This is a genomic window from Marinobacterium marinum (genome assembly GCF_013868415.1).
In the GTDB taxonomy this organism is placed as follows: Bacteria; Pseudomonadota; Gammaproteobacteria; order Pseudomonadales; family Balneatricaceae; genus Marinobacterium; species Marinobacterium marinum.
The window spans coordinates 88943-111873 of record NZ_JACEMT010000049.1 but is presented as its reverse complement, the minus strand read 5'-3'; the positions used below and the strand labels follow the sequence as shown (position 1 = coordinate 111873).

The 22931-nt window shown below is 57.3% G+C and carries 17 protein-coding genes and 1 pseudogene; 11 read left to right on the top strand and 7 right to left on the bottom strand.

Features of this window, described 5'->3' with window-relative positions:
* Positions 1-87: 87 nt before the first annotated feature.
* The gene (locus H1S06_RS09660) at positions 88-1788 is read right to left on the bottom strand and encodes a BCCT family transporter (RefSeq protein WP_181739607.1); all 1701 of its coding nucleotides are present in this window, start codon (positions 1786-1788) and stop codon (positions 88-90) included.
* 402 nt (positions 1789-2190) lie between these two features.
* Between H1S06_RS09660 and H1S06_RS09655 the strand changes: the two genes are divergently transcribed.
* The 4 genes and pseudogenes from H1S06_RS09655 (at position 2191) to H1S06_RS09645 (ending at position 6337) form a co-directional block, all read left to right on the top strand.
* Positions 2191-3375, top strand: a complete 1185-nt coding sequence (locus tag H1S06_RS09655) for an aromatic ring-hydroxylating oxygenase subunit alpha (protein ID WP_220183835.1) — start codon at positions 2191-2193, stop codon at positions 3373-3375.
* A gap of 62 nt (positions 3376-3437) precedes the next feature.
* Positions 3438-4880 (top strand): aldehyde dehydrogenase family protein, encoded by a 1443-nt coding sequence (locus H1S06_RS09650; protein ID WP_181739605.1) that lies wholly within the window; start codon positions 3438-3440, stop codon positions 4878-4880.
* Positions 4881-4972: 92 nt separating this feature from the next.
* Positions 4973-5134, top strand: a pseudogene (locus H1S06_RS15580) (rubredoxin); the annotation flags it as partial.
* Positions 5123-6337 carry an FAD-dependent oxidoreductase gene (locus H1S06_RS09645; protein WP_328515330.1) on the top strand — a complete coding sequence of 405 codons (1215 nt, stop codon included), beginning with the start codon at positions 5123-5125 and terminating at the stop codon, positions 6335-6337. The pseudogene H1S06_RS15580 and the gene H1S06_RS09645, both read left to right, overlap by 12 nt.
* A gap of 609 nt (positions 6338-6946) precedes the next feature.
* Here the strand turns inward: H1S06_RS09645 and H1S06_RS09640 are convergent.
* Positions 6947-7402 (bottom strand): GNAT family N-acetyltransferase, encoded by a 456-nt coding sequence (locus tag H1S06_RS09640; protein WP_328515329.1) that lies wholly within the window; start codon positions 7400-7402, stop codon positions 6947-6949.
* Here H1S06_RS09640 and H1S06_RS09635 point away from each other — a divergent pair.
* Positions 7344-7829, top strand: coding sequence for a hypothetical protein (locus tag H1S06_RS09635; protein ID WP_181739868.1), 486 nt, complete (start codon positions 7344-7346; stop codon positions 7827-7829). The two genes, H1S06_RS09640 and H1S06_RS09635, sit on opposite strands and share 59 nt — an antisense overlap.
* Before the next feature lie 147 nt (positions 7830-7976).
* Here H1S06_RS09635 and H1S06_RS09630 read toward each other — a convergent pair whose 3' ends face one another.
* Positions 7977-8606 (bottom strand): hypothetical protein, encoded by a 630-nt coding sequence (locus H1S06_RS09630; protein WP_181739599.1) that lies wholly within the window; start codon positions 8604-8606, stop codon positions 7977-7979.
* A gap of 88 nt (positions 8607-8694) precedes the next feature.
* Positions 8695-9474, bottom strand: coding sequence for an FCD domain-containing protein (locus H1S06_RS09625; RefSeq protein WP_181739597.1), 780 nt, complete (start codon positions 9472-9474; stop codon positions 8695-8697).
* 207 nt (positions 9475-9681) lie between these two features.
* On the opposite strand from H1S06_RS09625, the gene H1S06_RS09620 reads away from it, so the two are divergent.
* The 3 genes from H1S06_RS09620 to H1S06_RS09610 all read left to right on the top strand — a co-directional run bounded on the left by H1S06_RS09620 (position 9682) and on the right by H1S06_RS09610 (position 15404).
* Entirely contained in the window at positions 9682-11376 is a 1695-nt protein-coding gene (locus tag H1S06_RS09620; protein ID WP_181739596.1) for an L-lactate permease, read from the top strand.
* A gap of 64 nt (positions 11377-11440) precedes the next feature.
* Positions 11441-12583, top strand: coding sequence for an FMN-dependent L-lactate dehydrogenase LldD (gene lldD, locus H1S06_RS09615; RefSeq protein ID WP_181739594.1), 1143 nt, complete (start codon positions 11441-11443; stop codon positions 12581-12583).
* A gap of 19 nt (positions 12584-12602) precedes the next feature.
* Positions 12603-15404 (top strand): FAD-binding and (Fe-S)-binding domain-containing protein, encoded by a 2802-nt coding sequence (locus H1S06_RS09610; protein WP_181739592.1) that lies wholly within the window; start codon positions 12603-12605, stop codon positions 15402-15404.
* A gap of 198 nt (positions 15405-15602) precedes the next feature.
* On the opposite strand, the gene H1S06_RS09605 is transcribed toward H1S06_RS09610, so the two are convergent.
* On the bottom strand, positions 15603-15791 hold the full coding sequence (locus H1S06_RS09605) for a cysteine-rich CWC family protein (protein ID WP_255483006.1): 189 nt from the start codon (positions 15789-15791) through the stop codon (positions 15603-15605).
* A 245-nt stretch (positions 15792-16036) separates the two neighbouring features.
* On the opposite strand from H1S06_RS09605, the gene H1S06_RS09600 reads away from it, so the two are divergent.
* A complete protein-coding gene (locus tag H1S06_RS09600) occupies positions 16037-16603 on the top strand; it encodes a hypothetical protein (RefSeq protein ID WP_181739589.1) in 567 nt (188 codons plus the stop codon).
* A gap of 10 nt (positions 16604-16613) precedes the next feature.
* Here the strand turns inward: H1S06_RS09600 and pdxR are convergent, their stop codons facing one another.
* The gene (gene pdxR, locus H1S06_RS09595) at positions 16614-18071 is read right to left on the bottom strand and encodes a MocR-like pyridoxine biosynthesis transcription factor PdxR (RefSeq protein WP_181739587.1); all 1458 of its coding nucleotides are present in this window, start codon (positions 18069-18071) and stop codon (positions 16614-16616) included.
* A gap of 109 nt (positions 18072-18180) precedes the next feature.
* On the opposite strand from pdxR, the gene H1S06_RS09590 reads away from it, so the two are divergent.
* Complete coding sequence (locus tag H1S06_RS09590) at positions 18181-18957, top strand: aldolase (RefSeq protein WP_181739585.1); 777 nt, start codon at positions 18181-18183, stop codon at positions 18955-18957.
* Between the two features lie 21 nt (positions 18958-18978).
* Positions 18979-19857, top strand: a complete 879-nt coding sequence (locus H1S06_RS09585; RefSeq protein WP_181739583.1) for a dihydrodipicolinate synthase family protein — start codon at positions 18979-18981, stop codon at positions 19855-19857.
* 132 nt (positions 19858-19989) lie between these two features.
* Here the strand turns inward: H1S06_RS09585 and H1S06_RS09580 are convergent, their stop codons facing one another.
* The gene (locus tag H1S06_RS09580; RefSeq protein WP_181739581.1) at positions 19990-22809 is read right to left on the bottom strand and encodes an AAA domain-containing protein; all 2820 of its coding nucleotides are present in this window, start codon (positions 22807-22809) and stop codon (positions 19990-19992) included.
* Positions 22810-22931: the final 122 nt, after the last annotated feature.

Sequence of the window (22931 nt, the reverse complement as noted above, 5' to 3'; positions counted from 1 at the left end):
TTATTGTGAAGGGCCCGACAGACGGGCCCTTGTTACACTGTATTATAGAAAGGATCGGGATAACGAGCCCAGCGCGTCCGTCACTTTTCAGTCACCGCTGGCCCTGAGCAATACCGGCGCCGGTTCCAGCCGATTGCCGGCTTCGGCACGCGCTTCGAACCGCTCCACCGACGGGGTGGGTACCGGTGCCCGATGGCCCGGCAAGGGCGCCAGCACCGGATCTTCCTGTCGCAGCGCTTTGATGAGCGCGATGGACATGACCAGGGTCAGCACGGCGATCGGCAGACCCGCTGCAATCGAGGCGGTCTGCACCGCCTTGAGGCCACCTGCATAAAGCAGTCCCCCGGCAATGAATGCCTGCATCACGCCCCAGACCACACGCAGCACCATCGGCGGCTCGGGACTGCCACGCGAGTTCAGAGTACAGAGCACCAGCGTACCCGAGTCGGCCGAGGTGATGAAGTAGGTCGCCAGCAGCAACACCACCATCAAACTCAGCATCTCACCCAGAAAACCCTCATCGATCTTTTCAAACAGCGTGAACACCGCCGATGTAGTTTCTGCCTTGGTCGCCAGCAGAATGTCGCCGCCCTTGAACTCGGCATCCGCGCCAACCAGTTCACCGGATTCCACCTGCGCCTGATGCGCCAGCCGATCATTCTGCTCCATTTTCAGGGCTGAGCCACCAAACACGGACATCCAGACAAAAGTGACCAGTGTGGGCACAATCAAGGCCCCCATGATCAGCTCGCGGATGGTGCGGCCACGGGAGATACGCGCAATGAACATGCCCACGAACGGTGACCAGGTCATCCACCAGGGCCAGTAGAACGCGGTCCACCAGTTCTGCCAGCCGCTGTCATCCTGAGCATCGCTCCAGATACTGAGCGATACGATGTTGCCCAGATAGTCACCAGTGCCTTCAATCAGGGTGTGCAGAATGTAGCGGGTCGGACCCACGGCCAATACCACCAGCACCAGCAAAATCGACAGCAGCATGTTCCACTCGGACAGCAGACGGATACCACGGCCAACGCCGGACAAGACAGACAGAATGGCCAGGAAACTGATCAGGCCGATCATGATCAGCTGGTTACCCACGCTGATCTCCATCCCCAGCACATTGTTCAAGCCGGAGTTCATCTGAATCACGCCCAGCCCCAGCGACTGGGACACACCAAAGGCGGTAATGGCGACCGTCAGGATGTCGACGGTGTGACCGATGGGACCGTAGATGCGATCGCCGATCAACGGATACAGCACCGAGCGCATGGTCAGCGGCAGCCCCTTGCGGTAGGCAAAGTAGGCCATGGTCAGCGCCACGATGATGAAGATTGCCCAGGGATGGAGGCCCCAGTGGAAGAAGGTGATCCGCATCGCCGTCTGGGCCGCTTCATTGCTGAGCCCCGCTTCGGCAAACGGATTACCGGCGTAGTGCCACATCGGCTCGGCCACCGACCAGAAGATCAAGCCAATACCCATGCCACCGCTGAACAGCATCGCCAGCCAGGAACGGTAGCTGAACTCAGGGGTTTCATCGTCCCGCCCCAGGCGGATATGACCAAAACGGCTAAACATCAACCAAACCAGCAGACAGAGTACGCCGCTAACAAGGCTCAGGTAGAACCATTTGAAGTTGTTGAGGATGCTGTCAGACACCTGCTGGAAGAAAGCGCCCGCCTCCTTCGCCATCAGGCCACAGAAAATCACGAAGCCAATGACCAGGATCTTGGAAATGATCGTGACCGTGGGATCGATGCCCCGCACAAGGCCGGAGTCGTTTTTCATTGGGTCGTCTCCATCTAATTATTATTGTCGGCACCCGGCCAGGCCGGGTGCGGCTACCACCCGAACCCGAGGCTCAGCGGTAACAACCACATGCGTGCAACATGCAGTGGAAGCATCCTGCGGAAAATATTGACCTGCATCAAACTAATTTTGCGAATGGGTTAATGAGCTTTGGTAATGACTCTGTAATCAGCCCTGATCATTACGCACATGCAAAAACGAGCGTTCCGGGAGGGTCATGAGTTTTTGTAATGCATGCAGGGCGTAAAAATCGTTTGTGACGAATGTGTGTCTATCCCAATATCTGCTCCACAGGCAGCCGGTATTTCCTTGAGCCCTGTCAATGCAACCGGCTTTTTTTAAAACACCCAAGCCATCACTGGCGGTATGTGGAGAGACATCATGACAATAACATCTCACACCATCCCGATGACCACCCTGGACGACGTGCGCAAGCCTCTGGCTACAGCTGCCGGCATGCCCAATGCGGTCTACACCGACGAAACGCTGTTCAAGCTGGAACGCGACGAAGTACTGGGCAAAACCTGGGCCGCCCTTGGCTTCACCAGTGACCTGCCGACCAACGGCTTTGCCAAGCCGGTCGATTTCATGGGCCTGCCGCTGGCGATCATGCGCAACCGCGACGGCGAGTACAAGGTGTTCCACAACGTCTGCAGCCACCGCGGCATGATCCTGCTGACCGAAGAAACCGAAGTGGAAGGCATGGTGCGCTGCCCCTACCACTCCTGGACCTACGACCTGAATGGCAACCTGAAAGGCACCCCGCACATCGGCGGCGTCGGCGTTCACAAGGCAGAAGGCTTTGTCTGCGAGAAGCATGGCTTGCGCGAAGTACGTTCCCATGTGTGGGCCGGCATGGTGTTCATCAACCTGTCCGGTGATGCCCAGCCGTTCGCAGAACATATCGAGCCGCTGATACAGCGCTGGAGCGAGTTCTGTGGCAAGGATGGCTGGGACAACCTGCACATCGCGCCAACCGGCAGCCAGATGCAACTGGAAGTGAACTGCAACTGGAAACTGGCGATCGAAAATTACTGCGAAGCCTACCATTTGCCCTGGGTACACCCGAGCCTGAACACCTACTCGCCGCTGGATCAGCACTACAACCTGATCATCAACGACGACATGTCCGGTCAGGGCAGCTACAACTACAACCTGTCCGACGTGGCCGGTACCCGTCTGCCGCGCTTCCCGAGCTGGCCACAGGACCGCCTGCGTCATGCCGAGTACGTGTCGCTGTACCCCAACGTGATGCTGGGCATGCAGGCGGATCACTTCTTCGCCATCATTCTGGAGCCGCGCAAGAAGGACGTCACCGTCGAAAACCTGCGCCTGTTCTACGTCGGTGAAGAGGCCTGTGGTGACGAGTACGCCGCCTGCCGCCACTCCCAGCTGGAAGCCTGGAAAGTGGTCTTCGGTGAAGACATCTTTGCCGTTGAAGGCATGCAGGCGGGACGCCAGTCACCGGGCTTCACCGGCGGTGTGTTCTCGCCGGTACTGGACGGCCCGACCCACCACTTCCACGGCTGGGTTGCCGACAAGTACGCCGCCATCAACAACGACTGATCCATGACGGGACCGATCCGGCGGTGCGCCGGGTCGGCCACTGACGGACGAAGGACAGAATTATGCTGAACAACGAAAATCACTGGCTCAACTTCATCGGCGGTGAATGGCGCGACAGCGCAACCCGGATTGAAGTCCGAGACCCCTCTACCGACAGCGTGTTTGCCACCATCGCCAGCGCTACGCTGGACGATGCTGAAGATGCCGTGCAGGCCGCACGCACATGCGTCAAATCCGGCGTCTTGACCCGCCAGCGTCCGGCGCGTCGCTCCGAGCTGATGTACCGTATCGGTCAGGAGATCCGCAAGCTGGTCGAAGAAGGTGCCGTGCTGGCCTCCCGCGAAAACGGCAAATCCGTCAATGACGCCCGCGACGAGTTCGAAGAAGCCGCACGCTACTTCGAGTACTACGCCGGCATGACCGACAAGATCGAAGGCAAGTCGATCCCGCTGGGTGAAGACTATGTCGACTTCACCACCTACGAGCCTCAGGGCATCTCGGTGCAGATCGTGCCCTGGAACTTCCCGGTCTCCATCTGCGCTCGCTCCCTGGCTCCGGCCCTGGCCGCCGGCAACGCGGTGATCGTCAAGTCGCCGGAAATCTCGCCGCTGGCGATCACCCTGCTGGCGACAGCCTGCGAACGTGCCGGCCTGCCCAAGGGCGCGCTGAGCGTGCTGGCCGGTCCCGGCCGCAAGATCGGTGCCGCGCTGGTGTCCCACACGGAAACCAACCAGATCGTGTTCACCGGCTCGGTGCCGACCGGTCGCTCCATCATGCGGGATGCGGCCGAGAACTCGGTTCCCTGCATCATGGAACTGGGCGGCAAGTCCGCCGCTGTGGCTTTCCCGGATGCCGATTTGGACCAGCTGATCAGCAGCGTGCGCTGGGGCATTTTCTTCAACGCCGGTCAGGTTTGCTCCGCCATGTCGCGCCTGCTGGTTCACCGCGACATCTATGATGAAGTCGTCGGTCGCGTTGCCGAACTGGCCACCGGCCTGAGTATCGGCGCCGGCAAGGACAACCCGGATCTGACACCCGTCGTCTCCATGCAGCAGCGTGACGGCATCCTCAAGATCTGTGCTGACGCCATCGAAGACGGTGCCCGTCTGGTCTGCGGCGGCAGTGCCGTTGAGGGCCTGCCCGGTGCCTTCGTACAGCCGACTGTATTCGCGGACGTGACCACCGAGATGCGCCTGTTCACCGAAGAGGTGTTCGGTCCGGTGATCGCCATCACGCCGTTTGATACCGAGGAAGAAGCCTTCGAACTGGCCAACGCCACCGACTACGGTCTGGTTGCGGGTGTGTTCACCCAGGACATCAGCCGTGCCATGCGCGCCTCCCAGGCACTGGATGCGGGTCAGGTGTTCGTCAACGAATGGTTTGCCGGCGGCATCGAAACGCCGTTCGGCGGCAACCGCCTCTCCGGCTACGGCCGCGAGAAGGGTCAGGAAGCCCTGTACAGCTATGTGCGTACCAAGAACGTCGCCATTCGTGTCGCTCGCTAAGCGCACAGATGTTCAAAAGCGTTAACTGCAACAGAAAAAAGGGTGCCGTCACGGCGGCGCCCCTCTCTAATAAGAAAAGGTAGGGCCGAATCATGAAAAAGTGGTTATGTGTCGTTTGCGGACTTATTTATGACGAAGCCAAGGGTTGGCCAGCTGACGGAATCGCTCCGGGCACCCGTTGGGAAGACGTACCCGACGACTGGAAATGTCCCGACTGTCTGGTCGGCAAGGCCGATTTCGAAATGATGGAGATCCGCCAGGACCTGAAAGTCGAGGTGCCGGTTATCAATGTCGCCACCCAGCAGCCGCCGATCGTCATCATTGGCACCGGTTACGCCGGTTACGGCCTGGCAGAGGCGCTGCGCCAGCGCGACCAACAGACACCGATCATCATGTTCACCGCAGACGACGGTCACAACTACTCCAAGCCGGGCCTGTCCACCGCCTTCACCCGCGACAAGGCCGCCGCCGAGCTAGTGACGGAAACCCCGCTGGCGATCGAGGCCCGACTCAACATCCGCATCCATACCCGTTGCCCGGTGTATGGCATCGATGCGAAGAACAAGACCCTGTCCACCGCCTCCGGCGAACTGACCTACGGCAAACTGGTACTGGCCCAAGGCGCCGCACCAATCCGCCTGCCGCTGAAGGGCGATGGCGCCAACGACGTGATCAGCGTGAACGATCTGCAGGACTACCGCCGCTTCCGCGAACGCCTGCAGGGCCGCAAGCACGTCAGCATCATCGGCAACGGCCTGATCGGCTGTGAATTCGCCAACGATCTGGCCAACGCCGGTATTGAAGTGGACGTCATCGGCCTATCGGCCTGGTCAATGGATCGTCTGATCCCGCAGGCCGTGGGTGAGCAGCTGCAAAGCCGCCTGCAGGACAAGGGCGTACGCTGGCGCCTGAACACCACCGTGGCTTCGGTTGAGCGTGAAGGTGAAGGCTATCGGCTGACACTGGAAAACGGCGACCGCATCGACACCGACCTTGTGCTGTCGGCGGTGGGCCTCAGGGCGCGTACCGAACTGGCGGCCGCCGCCGGTGCCGAGGTGAATCGCGGCATCAAGATCAACGGTGGCCTGAGAACCAGCCTGCCGGACGTCTTCGCCATCGGTGACTGTGCCGAAATCAACGGCCAGTTGCTGCCCTATCTGGCCCCGATCAATGCCGCCCTGCCGGCACTGGCCGATGGCCTGCTGGGACGCCCGACCATGGCGCATTACCCGCTGATGCCGGTGATCGTGAAAACCCCCGCCTGCCCGCTGACGCTGCAGGCACCCGCCGCTGATCTGGATGGTGATTGGCAGATCGAACAGACCGATCGCGGCACCCGAGCCCTGTTCATCGACGCCCAGCAGCTGCTGCAGGGCTTTGTCCTCACCGATGAACTGGGCAGTGAGCGCCAGTACTGGCTGGACCGCATGGGCAGTCCGCTGGAACAGGTGGCTTAACAGGCAGACTCGATATACCTGTCTCTTCCCCGACGCAGGAAGCGTTGTTCTTTGCCAGTCAGCCGAAAGGCTGGCTGGCGTTTTTATATCCCCCGGCACCGAGTTAACTTCACACTGGCTGGCTACACAGACTTGAATTGTCTTTCCATGCCGGCTTTCCTAATTCGCGCTCAACCTTGCAGACGAGCTGCCACATCGGCAGAAGTCGGGACTCAGTTACGCCATCGCTCTGAACTTACTGAACCTGATCGCGCTGGGTATGAATTACGATTTCTAAACTGGCGGATTAAAAAGCTCGACACCCCTGACCTTACTTTACCCCTTCAGTGAGGTTCCGGGTGTTGAGTTTATAATCACGAAAATACCCGACAAGGTACTTTCCTGTTCCTGTGCACTTATGGGTGCTTTGGGGAACCTGCCTAGGCTCAAAACACGGCATACCGGCCAACCGACATACCAGGCCACCACTTCAAAACATAGATCCCAAACCAGAAACAGCAACAGGCGTACAACACCGCCCAGCAAGCGCAGCAGTCCCCCTGAAGTCGCCTTCTACCAACTCTTCCATGACAACTCCTCACATACACATCACAACTATCAGTAAAGCTTTTAACGCTGCACCCGATACAACCTCACCGGCCGATCATGAAACTCAACCAGACGGTAATCGCTGAACCCTGCTTTCTCCGCCACCCTGAGCGAGGCGTGATGCTCGGGCTCGATAATCACCACAACAGATTCAAGTGCAAGCCCAGAAAAGGCGTAATCCATTACGCCCCTGACAGCTTCGGTGGCGAAGCCCTGATGCCAGAATTGACGGGCCAGGCGGTAGCCCAGATTGATCTCCTGCTGCCCTTCAACCGGCTCGGGACTTACCCCGCAGAACCCCACCAGCTGACCACTGGCCTTTTCTTGCAGAGCCCAGGGGCCAAAGCCGTGCGCTTCATAGCTCGACCGACACCAATCATAAAACTGACGCAACATCGGCTTCTGCTCACCATCTTGAATGGCAGGCGCTCTCGGGCTGGGCCTGGCCGGTGTTCTGGGGTATGTCGGCCTGTCCATTGTCATGCTGGCACTATTTGCCCGCCACCCCGGCACCCGACTCACCTGCGTTGCCATCCTGCAACTGGTGATTATCGGTCCGGAGCTGATTCTGGCACTGGATGATACCCTGCTGATGCTCAAGCTGGGTGAACATGCCGCCTTGGTGCTGATTACGCTTCATACCCTGATCATGGTGTTTGTCTATCCACAATACGGCCACCGTCTGTTGCCGTACGCAACCTGGAGCCTGGTGCCACTGCTGCTGGCATTGGCCATGCTATGGTTTGAACGTGACCATGCATTCGCATACAGCCAAATCAGCCCCAGAGATTTTGAGCTACACAACTGCACCAGCCAATCCGTCCATCCCCGCGGTTACGATCGCGCTGTTACCTATCAAACCTGTGATGTCCGGTTGTTCATGGGCGGGACATGCACGAACTGAACGGCATGATCGTTCCCTATAGCACCATCGATCACATGGAAGTGCGCCATGCGCTGTTTGATCATTACCGGATGCGTGTCCACGATACGGAAAAGGCCCCGGACTGATTGATCCGCCTGGGGCCGGTAACACATTATCCGCAGCTGGCTATTGCGATGGCCGTTCAGTGACTGACGGATCAGCACGATTGCCATTCATCTTGATCGGACGAATATGGGTGATGCGGTAAGGCTTGCCCAGCTTTTGCAGCCCTGCATGGATCATGTTGGTATTGACCATGGCCCGGCTGGGCGGATGGAAGCGGCTGCCATCCTTGAGGACGATGACATTGCCGTACAGGCATTTGTAAAACGGGCCCGGAGCCCAGTTTTGTTCCGTTCCAATGCACTCGACGCGGGACAGCGGCAGGAAGAAAGAGGCCTCCAGCGATTCATCCGGCGAGCGCCAATCCAACCCCGAGCGATCCAGAGTCACCGTCCACTCCCCCGGCGTTGCCAACGTGACCAGAGCGGTCTTCAAGGCAGACCAGCACAGCAGGCTCCAGAGCATGACAAACAGGATGATCATCTCCATGGGAATCTCAAACTCAATCATGCCCCAGCCCAGCAGCAACATTATAACCACCATGATGCAAAAGCCGATCAGGTTATGGCGCCCGAGTGTTTTGGTATCACAGGTCTGAACCAATGGAAACTCGATCAGCGCCAACTCCTTTTCTGTCGCCGGTCCTTTGGAAAAGGCGAACGGGGTACCTTTTATTGCCTTGCTAAATGACATTATCCACCTGTCAAAGTCCGTTTTTCGGGGACCGCCACCATCAGCCCCCTCTGCAACAGGGTAGCAAAGGGTTCCTTAACACCCTCATTCAGCCAAAGGCTTCACGCCGCTCACGTCGAAGGGCACGCGCCTGTCGCTGGCTTTCTTCCAGGCGTTCCTGCAACACCTCTTGAACATAGTTGATGTGTTCACTGGCAATCCGTTTCGCCGTGTCGGCCTGTCCCTGCATAATAGCTTCAAAAAGCGCTTTATGCTGCTGAATCAACATGTTACGAGACTCATCTCGCAAGGCATACATGCCACCGATGTTGGTGACGACGTTGCGCTTCAACAGGTCAAACAGACACCGAATGGTGTGCAGCAATATGACATTGTGACTGGCCTCGGCGATGGCCAAGTGAAAACGGGCATCCGCAGCCCCTTCCTCGGCGCGTGAGGCTTTGCCTTCCTGTGCATAGCAGGCCTGAAGCTCGTCAAAAGCTTGCTGCAGCTGCTCCCGATCAGGCGCAGTGGCACGAAGTGCCGCATAGTACGCACAATCGGCCTCAAGTGTGTGGCGGAATTCAAGCAGATCGCGATGCGATTCGGGGTGAGCTTCCAGCAGCCCCAGCAGAGGATCACTGAAACTGGAGCCAAGCGATTCACTGACATAGTTGCCACCGCCCTGGCGGCTGACCAGCAGCCCCTTGGCCACCATTTTCTGCACGGCCTCACGCAGTGACGGACGGGACACGCCAAATTCTTCAGCCATCACCCGCTCTGCCGGCAGCTTTTCTCCGGCCTGCAGGGTGCCCTCCAGAATCATGGTTTCTACCTGTTCAACGATCTTATCGGATAGCCGTTTCTGGCGTACCACACCTACATCCATTACTTGCCTCTTTGGTCTTACCAATCCTGCGAGAGAGAGTACCTCTCGAGGATATTTGGATCAACCGCAAGCACCCAACCACTACCAAAGTCCAAGCAGACTCTGTTTGACATGGGCAAAGCTCTTTCTTAATCTGATCAAATCAGATTGTAAATTGGTATTACCAATTAGAGCAAGTCCGATAAAAAATAACTACAGGAGCGCTCCATGTCTTCGGGATTCCTCGCACTGCTGGCTTTTACCCCCATCCTTCTGGCTGGCATTCTACTGCTGGGTCTGCGTTGGCCGGCACGCCGTGCCATGCCTCTGGTCTATCTGACCAGCGCAGCAATCGCACTCTTCGGATGGGATATGAGTTTCAACCGGGTGGCAGCTTCAACCCTGCAGGGCCTGATCGTAACGGTCAGCCTGTTGTGGATTATCTTCGGCGCCATCTTCCTGCTGAACACGCTTAAACATTCCGGCGCCATCACGGTGATTCGTGCCGGTTTTACCACCATCAGTCCTGACCGCCGAATTCAGGCGATTATCATCGCCTGGCTATTTGGCTGCTTCATTGAAGGCGCATCCGGATTCGGCACCCCGGCCGCCATTGCTGCCCCTCTGCTGGTCGCAATCGGCTTCCCCGCCATGGCAGCGGTACTGATGGGCATGCTGGTACAAAGCACACCGGTTTCCTTCGGTGCGGTGGGTACTCCGATCATAGTCGGGGTCAGCACAGGTCTGGACCAGGCAACCATTACGGATCAGCTGGTCGCCAACGGCTCCAGTTGGGACGCCTATCTGCAACTGATCACCAGCGAAGTCGCGGTGATTCACGCACTGGTCGGTACGCTTATGCCGCTGATCATGGTACTCATGCTGGTACGCTTCTTCGGCCGTGACCGCAGCTGGCGCGCGGTCTTTGAGGTGCTGCCCTTTGCACTCTTTGCCGGTATCTGTGTCACCCTGCCCTACATGCTGACCGGTATCCTGCTGGGACCCGAGTTCCCGTCACTGATGGGTGGACTGATCGGCCTGGGCATCGTGACCACTGCAGCACGTGCAGGCTTCCTGGTACCCAAGAAAACCTGGGATTTTGCTGACCGCACCGAATGGCCCGAGACCTGGATGGGCAGCATCGAAATGAAGCTGGAAGACCTGACCGCGCGTCCGATGAGCGGACTGCGGGCTTGGCTGCCCTACCTGCTGGTAGGTGCCCTGCTGGTGGTCAGCCGCGTCTTCCCTGAAGTGACTGCTCTGTTCAAATCGGTCTCCATCGGCTTTAGCGACCTGCTGGGCGAAACCGGCGTCAACGCAGGTTTCCAGCCCCTGTACCTGCCGGGCGGCATCCTGGTGATGGTCGTCGCCGCCACCTTCTTCCTGCATCGGATGACGCTGAGCGAACTGGGCAAGGCCGCCAAAGAGTCCGGCGGCATCCTGCTCAGCGCGGGGTTTGTATTGCTGTTTACTGTACCAATGGTACGAATCTTGATTAACTCGGGTGTAAACGCCTCGGACCTGCCCAGCATGCCGATTGTCATGGCCCGCTATGTGGCTGATACCATGGGTAGCATCTATCCGCTGTTTGCCCCGATGACCGGAGCACTGGGAGCCTTCCTGGCAGGCTCCAATACGGTATCGAACATGATGTTCAGCCAGTTCCAGTTCGGTGTCGCCAGTAACCTGGGCCTGTCCACCGCCCTGGTCGTCGCCGGCCAGGCCGTAGGTGCGGCAGCGGGCAACATGATCGCCATCCACAATGTGGTGGCAGCATCGGCAACAGTCGGCCTGCTGGGCCGCGAAGGCGCAACCCTGCGCAGAACCATCTGGCCAACCCTGTATTATGTTTTGCTGAGTGGCATCATCACCCTGCTTGGTGTCCTCGTATTTGATTTCAGCGACCCCTTGCTGGGCCACTGAGCACTGTCGATGCCCGGTATGGCTTGCCGGGCATCGACCTGTACAGTTTTCAGGAGAATCTGAAATGATCATCTCTGCTTCAACCGATTATCGTGCAGCAGCCAAACGACGCCTTCCTCCGTTTCTATTCCACTATATCGACGGCGGCTCCTATAGCGAGCACACCCTGAAGCGTAATGTTGGCGACCTTGCCGATATCGAACTGCGCCAGCGCGTCTTGAACGACATGTCCGAACTGGACCTGCAAACGCAGCTGTTCGACGAAACCCTGAGCCTGCCGGTCGCACTCTCACCGGTCGGTCTGACCGGCATGTACGCTCGGCGCGGCGAGGTTCAGGCCGCACGTGCAGCAGCCTCAAAAGGCATTCCGTTTACACTGTCGACAGTATCGGTGTGCCCCATTGAAGAAGTCGCACCCGCCTGCAGCCGCCCGCTGTGGTTTCAGTTGTATGTACTGAAAGACCGGGGCTTCATGAAAAACGTACTGGAGCGCGCCAAGGCTGCCGGTGTCACCACGCTGGTCTTCACCGTCGACATGCCGGTACCGGGTGCCCGTTATCGGGATGCGCATTCAGGCATGAGCGGCCCCGGAGCTTCCGTTCGCCGCATTGCCCAAGCGATGGTCCACCCGCAGTGGGCCTGGGACGTGGGACTACTGGGCAAGCCACATGACTTGGGCAACATTTCGACTTACCGTGGCAACCCGACCGGACTGGAAGACTACATAGGCTGGCTGGGCGACAACTTTGATCCCTCCGTCTGCTGGAAGGATCTGGAATGGATTCGTGAATTCTGGGATGGTCCCATGATCATCAAGGGCATCCTTGACCCCCAGGACGCGCGCGACGCCGTCAGTTTTGGTGCCGATGGCATCGTCGTCTCCAACCACGGCGGCCGTCAGCTTGACGGCGTATTGTCCAGCGCACGTGCTCTGCCGCCCATTGCCGACGCCGTAAAGGGCGACCTGAAAATACTGGTCGACTCGGGCATACGGACAGGTCTTGACGTGGTTCGCATGCTGGCGCTGGGTGCGGACTGCACCATGCTTGGCCGCGCATTTGTCTACGCCCTGGCCGCTGCAGGCGAAGCCGGTGTTGCCAATGTGCTGGATCTGATCGAGAAAGAGATGCGCGTTGCCATGGTGCTGACGGGCGCTCGCAGCATTGCCGATATCAATCCCGGCCTGCTGGTCCAAAACGCACAGTAACCCCTGATACGGAGAGAGCATGAACCTGCCCGCTGAGTTTATAACCGGTATTCACCATTTGATTCCGGCTGAAAGGCGCTTTGATGACCCCCTGTCGACGCTGGCGTTCGGCACGGATGCCAGCTTTTATCGCCTGATTCCCAAGCTGGTGCTACGGGTTGAAGCCGAGAACGAGGTGGTCGGCATCCTGCGTCTGGCGACGGCTCACCAGGTGCCGGTAACCTTCCGCGCTGCGGGCACCAGCCTCTCCGGGCAGGCGATCAGCGATTCCGTATTGATTGTACTGGGCGATTACTGGAACGGACGCGAAATACGCGACAACGGCTCCCAAATCAAGTTGCAGCCCGGCGTAATCGGCGCGCAGGCCAATGCTGCCCTGGCGCCGCTGGGCCGCAAGATCGGGCCCGACCCGGCTTCCATCAACGCCTGTAAAATCGGCGGCATCGTCGCCAACAATGCCAGCGGCATGTGCTGTGGCACTGCCCAGAACAGTTACCACACACTGGCGGGCATGCGACTGATTCTGGCGGACGGCTCATCCGTTGACAGTGAAGATACTGCCAGCGTTGCCGCTTTCCGCGCCAGCCATGCCGACCTGCTGGAACGGCTGGCGCAACTGGGCCGTGACACACGAGCCAACACCAAACTCGCCGACATGATTCGGCACAAGTACCGCCTGAAGAACACCACCGGTCTGTCTCTTAACGCCCTGACCGACTTCGACGAACCGCTGGATATTCTGACCCACCTGATGGTGGGCTCGGAAGGTACCCTGGGCTTTATCAGCTCGGTGACGTACAACACCGTTCCCGAATATCCGCATAAGGCCAGCGCACTCATCGTCTTTCCCGATGTCGCCACCTGCTGCAATGCCGTCACCACGCTCAAGCAGCAACCGGTCGCGGCGGCGGAACTGCTTGACCGTCGCAGCCTGCGCTCCGTACAGGAGCAGCCGGGCCTGCCCGAATGGATTGCAGGACTATCCGACAACGCCTGTGCGCTGCTGATTGAATCACGAGCGGCCAGCCATAGCCTGTTACATGAACAACTGGCCCATATTCGCACAGCCCTGCAGCCCTTCCCGGTCGAGCAACAGGTTGATTTTACCGAAGACCCGACCGTGTCCGGTCAGCTATGGGCCGTCCGCAAGGGCACCTTCCCGGCCGTGGGGGCCGTGCGCCCGACCGGCACCACCGTTATCATCGAGGATGTCACTTTCCCGATTGATCAGCTGGCCATCGGGGTTAATCGCCTGACCGAACTGTTCGAGCGCCATCACTACGATGAAGCGATCATTTTCGGCCACGCACTGGAAGGCAACCTGCACTTCGTTTTCACCCAACGTTTCGACAACCCGGAGCAGGTTGAGCGCTACGAGGCCTTTATGGCCGATGTTGCCAGCCTGGTTGCCACCGAGTTCGGCGGCTCTCTGAAGGCCGAGCACGGCACCGGACGCAACATGGCACCCTTTGTCGAGCTTGAATGGGGCAGCGAAGCCTGGCAGCTGATGTGGACGCTCAAGCGACTGCTCGACCCCAACGGGATTCTGAATCCGGATGTTGTTCTGTCCGAAGATCCCGATATTCATTTGAAAAACCTCAAGCCACTGCCGGCAGCCGACCCCATTGTCGACAAATGTATCGAATGCGGTTTCTGCGAACCGGTCTGCCCCAGCAATGGCCTGACTCTGACCCCCAGACAGCGCATCGTGATCTGGCGTGACATTCAGGCCCGCAAACGTGCCGACATTGATACCCGCGAGCTGGAAACCGCCTTCCAGTACCAGGGCATCGACAGCTGTGCCGCCACCGGCCTGTGCGCCCGTAACTGCCCGGTTGGCATTAATACCGGCGATTTGGTGCGTCAGCTGCGTGCGGAGCAAACGGATCACCCCCGCACGGCCAACTGGCTGGCAGAACACTTTGCCAAGGCGCTCACCGGGGTACGACTAACCCTGAAAGCGGCTGATATGACACACCGGCTGCTGGGCGCACCGCGCCTGCAACGCTGGAGTCAAACCCTCAACCGTCTGTCAGGAGAGCGCCTCCCTGCATGGAACCCGGCGCTGCCACAACCGGTCAAATTGATTGACCCGGCACGTCCCACCAACAGCCCTCGCCCCCGTGTGGTATACCTGCCCTCCTGCGTATCACGTACCATGGGGCCCTCCGCTTCAGATACGGAACAGACCCCTCTGATCAGCAAGACCCGCTCGCTGCTGGAAAAGGCCGGCTACGAAGTGGTCATTCCGAATCCTGCCGACAACCTGTGCTGCGGCCAGCCCTTTGCGTCCAAAGGCTACCCGGAACAGGCTTCACGCAAGCGCCAGGAATTAATGGATGCCTTGTACGCGGCCAGTCGCAACGGCCAGGACCCGATCTATTGCGATACCAGTCCCTGCACCCTGAGCCTGGTGAAAGAAGAAACGAATGGTCTGGATATTTACGATCCCGTGCGTTTTATCCGCACGCATCTGTTCGACCGCCTGACCTTCACCCCTCAGGATGAAGCCGTCGCCGTCCATGTCACCTGCAGCACTCAGCATTTGGGGGAAGGCCAGGCCCTGATCGAGATTGCCCGCCGCTGCAGCAACAACGTAGTCGTGCCCGAAGGTATTCATTGCTGTGGTTTTGCCGGAGACAAGGGGTTTAACCTGCCGGAACTGAATGATCACGCCCTGCGGACGCTCAAGCCTGTCGTACAGCACTGCAGTGAAGGCATTTCCACCAGCCGTACCTGCGAAATCGGCCTGTCCAGCCACAGTGGTGTGGACTACCACAGTCTGGTATATCTGGTTGACCGGGTAACCGCACCCGCGTGACAGCAAGCGGTATCGAAAAGGACGTTACGAGATATTGTCAGGTCAGGATCTGCAAACAGATCCTGACCATTTCAGAAGTAACTGAAAGTTTTGCCGGAGAACAGAAGAGCAGGCCCCTGAAGCTTCCTTCAAGCAGTTCATCCATTCGCTTTCTTTCCCCTTCTATATATCCTGAGTGCATAAGCACCTGCAGTGCGATTATTCTGGTGAATGCCGCTTTTGAAACGCGAGTACGCACGACCGGCACACACAGGCCTTGCGCCTCAACTCGTCGGGAATCTGTGACAACAACTCTTCCGGGAACTGTATCGATGGATCATTGCACCAGCAGGTCTTTTCCACGTCCTGCGATGACAGGTTCACACATGCATTTTCCTGTCGGCACAATGGACAGACCAAGGGATCGATATTATGTTGGCTCAACGTGTTACTCCGGCAAGGCTTCAAGCTGCATAGTGTATACGAACGGCATGACCGTCGTATTCCTCTGACGGAGTAAAGCCAAGCTCAGGACATCTGCTCCAAGTGAAAACTTGGCTGCCTGTATAAGAGCAGACAAAAATCCAGCGTTAATAACTTCACCTACGGCCATTTAACCTGATCATCTGACTTCCGTTTGGAGCCCAGAAAACATGAGCACCCATATTCCATCCGTCGTTTTTACACTCGACCGCAATAGCTCATATACCGATGAACTCTATGGTGGCCAGCTATATGAGCTGTTGGACAAGGCCTCTTGTCATCAACAGGAGTATGATTTCAGGTGCTATAACTTCAGACATGAAGCACACATCGATGCTGTGCTCGCGTTATGCACGGCAGAACACCTGCACGGGCTGGACTTTATCGGGCAGGAGCTGGCGGTTATCACCGGCCATCAGCTGAATACGGCCTATACATCACTGCAAAGTATCATCGTTCTGATCGAGGCGGCATTGGAACAGAACGACCTGACAAGATTAGGCCCGCTGACCGAGGTCTGCGGCTTTCAGCCCAATGAAGAACCCACCATCGACGTGATCAAACATGCCTTCCAGGCGGTTGGTGACTTAAGCGATGTGTGCCCGCACAACACTGGCGGCGATGATGCCAGAAACGTGCTGACATCACTGTTCGATTACATCCGGTCCCTGCATGAAATAGTCGGCAACTGTCTTCGTCAGCAGCGTGTTCTGGTCTATTTTCATCATCCTGCGTGAAAGGCGGTTGTTAGCCCGCCAACACCTCCGCCAACTGTTCCACTGACTGCGTTATCTCGGCCTTAATCAACGCCCCGAACCCGAACCTCAAATGCGTCGGCGACACCTGATCATCGGTATAGACACTGCTCAGCGTCGAGTCCTTGCCCGGCAGGCTCTCCAGCTGCCGGCCCTGCACCAGCTTTGAGATATCGACCCAAATCGCCATGCCGCCCGTAGGCAGGGTAAAGGAGACCTGATCGCCGAACACCCGCACAAACTCCTCTGCTGCGAAGTTGCGTCGGGCCTCGTACTCCTTGCGCGTCTTGCGGATATGACGCCGCACTTCACCGGACTCCATCAGGCTGGACAGCACCAGCTCGGTGACCGCATTGCCCTGGCGATCGATCAGGATGATTTCCTGTGCGGCGCGCTCGATAAAGCGGGTATCCGCCGCGATGTAACCCAGCCTCAGCCCCGGCGCAAACACCTTGGACATCGAGCCGATATGCACTACGTTCTCGGCATTGGGCAGGCTGGCCAGCGGCGGGATCGGGTTGGTTTCATAGTGAAACTCGTGGTCATAATCGTCCTCCAGCACCGCAAATTTGTGTGCCTTGGAAAGCTCCAGCAGCGCCAGCCGCCGGTCCATGGGCAGGCAGACGGTGGTGGGATACTGGTGATGCGGGGTGACATAGATCGCGGCCACGGTATGCTCGGCCAGCAACTCGCGCAGATGGTCGATATCCAGCCCCTGATCATCGAGCTTGCACTTCAGCACCTTGAACCCGTTCGACTCGAAGGCCGCACGGGCCGGCAGGTAACAGAGCTCTTCCATCACGATGGCGCCCTTGCGCGGGTCCAGAATGCGGGAGGCAAGATAGATCCCCATCTGGCTGCCCCTGACAATGCACACCTGCTCCGCCGAGCAGTTCATGAAGCGGTCGCCGGACAGCATCTTCGCCACCGACTGGCGCAGTTCAATGCTGCCCTTGGGATCGCCATAGCCCAGTCGGGAATTACGGCTCAGGTCGATACAGACCCGTCGATAGGTGCGCGCCAGCAGTTCATAAGGAATCAGCCGGGAGTCCGGCGTGCCGTCATTGGTGACCGGGATGGCATTGTAGGAGAGTGCATCCTGATAGAGGATCTCCACCAGCTCCGAGGCGGACCGGGTCCTGTCGCTGCTGTTGACCAACTGCCGGTCCGAGGTCGACAGGCCCTGCTCGGGCAGCGTCTCGGAGACAAAGGTGCCAGACCGCTGCCGCGTCACCAGCCAGCCCTGGGCCTCCAGTTCCTCATACACCTGCTGCACGGTCTTGCGGTTCACGCCCAGCTGCTCCGCCAGGGAACGCGAGCCCGGCAGCATGCTCCCCGGCGGCAGCCGCCCTTCGGTGATATCCGCCGTCAACGTATTGAGCAGTTTTGAATGCAGCGTCTTGCCGGGGCTGTCCTCCAGCCACAACTGCGTTTCCCAGGGTCTTAACATGCCAGCCTCCGCTCTGGACCAGAAAACTTATCAAAACTGGTCCTTATGACCGGTCCAGACTAGCGATATCGTGCCCCCCATGTCAAAGCGGATACCAAGGAGCACACAGATGAAGACCGCGACCACCAGCAAGCAGGCGCTGATGCAGAGCGCCGAACGCGATATGCAACGACTGATCGAGGACATGGAGCTGAGCGACCGTGAGAAGCTCGCGCTGACCTGTCGCATCCTGTTCGACAAGGGCCACGACTCCGGTCTGGCGGGCCAGATCACCTGTCGTACCGATCAGCCCGACACCTTCCTGACCCAGCGACTGGGGCTGGGGTTTGACGAGATCACCGCCGACAACCTGATCGCGGTCGACCATGACCTCAAGCCGCTGGCGGGCGAAGGCATGCCCAACCCGGCCAACCGCTTCCATACCTGGATCTATAAAGAGCATCCGGAGGTGAACTGCATCATCCACACCCACCCGACCCATGTGGCGGCGCTGTCCATGCTGGAAGTGCCACTGGTGATCTCCCAGATGGACACCTCCGCCCTGTACGACGACTGCTCCTTCGTCGCCGACTGGCCCGGCGTGCCGGTGGGCAATGAGGAAGGCGTACTGATCTCCAACGCCCTGGGCAACAACCGCGCCGTGTTCCTCGCCCACCATGGCCAGCTGGTCACCGGCAAGACCATCGAAGAAGCCTGCAACCTGGCCGTACTGATCGAGCGCGCCGCCCAGCTGCAGCTGCTGGCGATGGCCGCCGGCGAGATCAAGCCGCTGCCGCACGCACTGGCCAGCGAAGCGCACGACTGGGTATCCACCGACAAGCGCAACAAAGTGAATTTTGCCTACTACGCACGCCAGGCACTGAAACACCACACCGACTGCATTTAACCCCCATTTGAGGAGAACAACATGAACCTGACAGGCATTATTGGCTACCCGGTCACCCCCTTTAGCCAGGACAACAAACAGATTGATCTCGACAAGCTCGGCCGCGTCATCGATGTGCTGCTGGAAGCCAAGGTGGATGCCATCGCCGCCCTGGGCAGCGCCGGTGAAGCCGCCTATCTGAGCGAAGCGGAATGGAGGCAGGTCGCCGAGTACACGGTGCAGCATGTGGCCGGCAAGGTGCCGGTGATCATCGGCATTGCCGAGCTGACCACCGCGCAGGCCGTCAACTACGCCCAGCATGCCCACCAGATCGGCGCGGACATGATCATGCTCTCGCCGTTCTCCTACTACAAACTGAGCGAAGCCGAGATCTTCCAGCACTACGACACCGTCGCCAGCGCCAGCCCGCTGCCGATCATGATCTACAACAATCCCGCCACCTGCGGCGTGGACATGTCGCCCGCGTTCATGCTCAGCATGGTCGAACGCATCCCGACGGCGAGCATGATCAAGGAAAGCACCGGCGACATTCAGCGCATGCACAAGATCCACACCCTGTCGGATGGCAAGGTGCCCTTCTTCAACGGCTGCAACCACATGGCGCTGGAAGCCCTCAACGCCGGTGCCAGCGGCTGGTGTACGGCCGCCCCCGGCCTGATCGGCGACAAGCCGAAGCAGCTGTTCGATGCCATCAAGCAAGGCGAAAACGAAAAGGCCCAGGCGCTGTTCTACCAGCAGTATGAGTTTCTGGAGTTTATCGTGTCGTCGGGTCTGGCCGCGGCGGTGAAATCCGGGCTGGCACTGCAGGGCATGGATGCGGGTGAACCACGTAAGCCATTGCTGCCGTTGAATGAACAGGAACAGCAGCGGCTTCAAGGCATGTTGGATGGGCTTGCTTAAAAGCAGATAACACCGAAAAAGGCTTATACCCAAGCTGAGTATAAGCCTTTGATCTTGGCATGATTTACAAATGCTTTATTGCACCCGTGCTGCAACCGGGGATATTGTTATTTCCCCGGATATGAGCCTCGCTCAGATCTCGGTGGATAGAACTGAAACTGACACATTATTTTCATGCCTGCTTCCAATGTCAGATTGTGAAGGTTTGCTGGTGATATCAGCCTGATCGGTATCGGGCAACACCGACCCTATCGCTGATTGAATGAAGTGTTTGATCTTCGCTTCAATATGGCTATCGACTGTATTCAGACGCAGCAGTGGCAAGCCACCTTTCTGCAGGATACTATTCTTCAGAGCATCCCACTCACGCTGCTGTGGCGCAGCATGGCTTGCCCCATCCACTTCAATGACAGCCAAAGGTTTTTTTCCAACCCTGTAATAGAGCACAAAGTCACAACGGCTTCGGCCTTGCATAAATCCACGTTCGCTTTCTGTTAATGCGATATTCCCTCGGGAAACCAGCTGATTCAGTGCAATTTCCCTATGGAAAGTGATCGATTCGAACTGCTTCGACAACAGACACTCGCGTAAAATCTGAGCGACAATCTGTTCCGATTTATAGTTCGAGTCGCTCTTCCTTAACCGGGCATTCAAGCTTTCCAATGAACGATCATATTCCGAGTAAAGCAGGTCAAATGCCGATACAACCGGTGACTGGTAGATCTGTGAACCCGCCTCAGCGTAGTACTCTATATAGCGGATCAACGCTGCTATAGGCCCATTTGAAGTACTGAACACATCCTCGCCGGTTACCAGAGTGAACATCTGCTTTGCCCTGGATACCGCGACGTTGACCAGGTGGGGGTCATCAACAAAATTCAGATTGCGCTGATTACTACTCTTTTTATCCAACACCGTGGAGAAAACAATCTCATCACATTCCCGGCCCTGAAACTTGTGGGTGGTGGCTTTAACAAAATCATCAGAGAGCCGTGATTTGGATAGATCTACCTGCGCATTATAAGGTGCGATAAAACCGCGACTTCTGGCTTCATCCCACATACTGGCTTCACCCTGCGCCAAAACCTGGGTTAATGAGTCCAGCTCACGCTGATTCAAATATCCACGACTGTGATTGCCTTTAGCGGTTACGATTAGTCGAAGCACCTCTTCCCCGGCATCCCGAGTCATCGGAATCAGCTGATTATCATAGAATTGCTGATTGCAGAACTGAATAATGCGGGGATGGCAACGATAGTGCTCTTTTAACAGTGTTACGGGCACCTGATCACCAAATACCTGCAGGCAAGAGTCCAGCAAACTGAGGCTGTCGCAGTCATATCGGGTATCAGGAGCAGCAAGCCCGGTCGGGGTAAATACAGGCGGCAGTTGCTTTCTATCCCCGACGATCACCAGGTTACGGGCACAGCCCAGCGCAAGAATGCCCGGTACAATATCCTGCTGAGAGGCCTCATCAATAATGACGTAGTCAAGTATTGTCCCTTTTTTCAGCGAGTTAACGATTGAGTGGGTGCTGCTTCCAACAATAGGGTATCGCCGCAGGAAACCATCCATCTGATTGCGATAGGTCTTGGACGTGTACAGCTCAGCAGGCCAGTTGCGTCGAGACAGTTCAGCTTTCAAGCAGGCCATGGAAGACTCGGTTACGCGAGCCAGCAGCTCATCAAAGTGCCCACGCTCCAGCAGCGTTTCACAAGCCTCCAGGGCCTCCTTTTTTTCACTCAGCGCACATTCGTAATAACGCCGCTGCAAAGCATCCATAAAGGCCTGTCGCTTCTCGGGCCTATTAATTGACCCCGTGCGAAAAATTCTGAAATTCAACCAGAGCGCGATACGGTCCTTCAGCCTGAGTGGCTTGTCCCCCAACAGCGTCAGGTATGCCATCAGGTCCAGATGCTGTTTCGTTGTAAGGCGATACTTTTGCAGTGTCTGGCTACTCAGTGAGAGGCTATTGGCATCCAGATTATCCGCCTGCCATTGCAGCAAATGCCTTTGCTCAATGGTCAACTCATCAATCTCGGCCTGCAAGCCGGCAACACTGTTACGCGCTTCCAGTAACGCCTTGAGCTGTGTTACCTCTTCATCAACCTGCGTTAAATTTGGCCCCTCATGTAACCGCTGCTCACGTAATGGCTGCTGGCCCATGAAGAATGCTTCACGTTTATCCTTGCTCCCCAGCCTGGCGACCAGATAATCCAGGCCATTCTGTTCCAGCTTTTCATAGATATTCTCAACCGCCGTATTGTTATTGGAAAGGATCGCGACCGTTTCCCCGCGCATCAGGATATTGGCAAGAATATTCAGAATGGTCTGCGTCTTTCCGGTGCCCGGAGGCCCTTCAATGATGCTAACCTGAGATGAAAAAACCCTGGCTACCGCTGCCATCTGACTCTCATTGATTCCAAAAGGAAACAACAATGGATCAGAGTTATCTCTGCTGCTGTTTAGCCCGTTACAATATGCACTGAGCACCGTTCCAGCATGCTCTGGCAACGCCTCCAGCTGCTTCACCACGTTGTTGGCAATGCCCTTGTCTTTCTCTCGCTTCGCCTGCTCAACCCTGCATTGCGCAACTGATACAAAATACTTGAAAGTATCACCGCTCTTGATGGCAGTTTTATCCACCAGCCGAATATCTGACATATTCATCAGGCAGGCTGTTTCATTACCTGGATACTGCACAACACCATACTTTTTTCCATAGACCTCGACGCGCTCAACATTGGAAAAAGTACAGCTATCCTTTTTGGCCAACAGCTTATTTTCATGTATCTCCTTCGGTATAACTTCACACTCACAAAGTGGACGACTATAAGATTTTCCGGACGGAAAAAAACACGTCAGGAACAGGCCTTTCTGAGGAAATTTCCGTATCTTCCAATCACTGATCTGCCGGGTTTTCTCCTGACCATTTACAAAAATCCGTACCATATCTTTATAAAGCCACTTGGGTCATTGAAATAAAAAATTGCCGCTATAAATCACAAAGCCATAAAAATATTGCGGAATGGATATAAGCATTAAAATACAATCCATAAACCAAAAATCCATGT

Bases quoted from the DNA above. Each gene is read 5' to 3' on its own strand.
- H1S06_RS09660 (WP_181739607.1), bottom strand. From the start codon at position 1,788: ATGAAAAACGACTCCGGCCTTGTGCGGGGCATCGATCCCACGGTCACG.
- H1S06_RS09655 (WP_220183835.1), top strand. From the start codon at position 2,191: ATGACAATAACATCTCACACCATCCCGATGACCACCCTGGACGACGTG.
- H1S06_RS09650 (WP_181739605.1), top strand. From the start codon at position 3,438: ATGCTGAACAACGAAAATCACTGGCTCAACTTCATCGGCGGTGAATGG.
- H1S06_RS09645 (WP_328515330.1), top strand. From the start codon at position 5,123: ATGATGGAGATCCGCCAGGACCTGAAAGTCGAGGTGCCGGTTATCAAT.
- H1S06_RS09635 (WP_181739868.1), top strand. From the start codon at position 7,344: ATGGCAGGCGCTCTCGGGCTGGGCCTGGCCGGTGTTCTGGGGTATGTC.
- H1S06_RS09640 (WP_328515329.1), bottom strand. From the start codon at position 7,402: ATGGACAGGCCGACATACCCCAGAACACCGGCCAGGCCCAGCCCGAGA.
- H1S06_RS09630 (WP_181739599.1), bottom strand. From the start codon at position 8,606: ATGTCATTTAGCAAGGCAATAAAAGGTACCCCGTTCGCCTTTTCCAAA.
- H1S06_RS09625 (WP_181739597.1), bottom strand. From the start codon at position 9,474: ATGGATGTAGGTGTGGTACGCCAGAAACGGCTATCCGATAAGATCGTT.
- H1S06_RS09620 (WP_181739596.1), top strand. From the start codon at position 9,682: ATGTCTTCGGGATTCCTCGCACTGCTGGCTTTTACCCCCATCCTTCTG.
- lldD (WP_181739594.1), top strand. From the start codon at position 11,441: ATGATCATCTCTGCTTCAACCGATTATCGTGCAGCAGCCAAACGACGC.
- H1S06_RS09610 (WP_181739592.1), top strand. From the start codon at position 12,603: ATGAACCTGCCCGCTGAGTTTATAACCGGTATTCACCATTTGATTCCG.
- H1S06_RS09600 (WP_181739589.1), top strand. From the start codon at position 16,037: ATGAGCACCCATATTCCATCCGTCGTTTTTACACTCGACCGCAATAGC.
- pdxR (WP_181739587.1), bottom strand. From the start codon at position 18,071: ATGTTAAGACCCTGGGAAACGCAGTTGTGGCTGGAGGACAGCCCCGGC.
- H1S06_RS09590 (WP_181739585.1), top strand. From the start codon at position 18,181: ATGAAGACCGCGACCACCAGCAAGCAGGCGCTGATGCAGAGCGCCGAA.
- H1S06_RS09585 (WP_181739583.1), top strand. From the start codon at position 18,979: ATGAACCTGACAGGCATTATTGGCTACCCGGTCACCCCCTTTAGCCAG.
- H1S06_RS09580 (WP_181739581.1), bottom strand. From the start codon at position 22,809: ATGGTACGGATTTTTGTAAATGGTCAGGAGAAAACCCGGCAGATCAGT.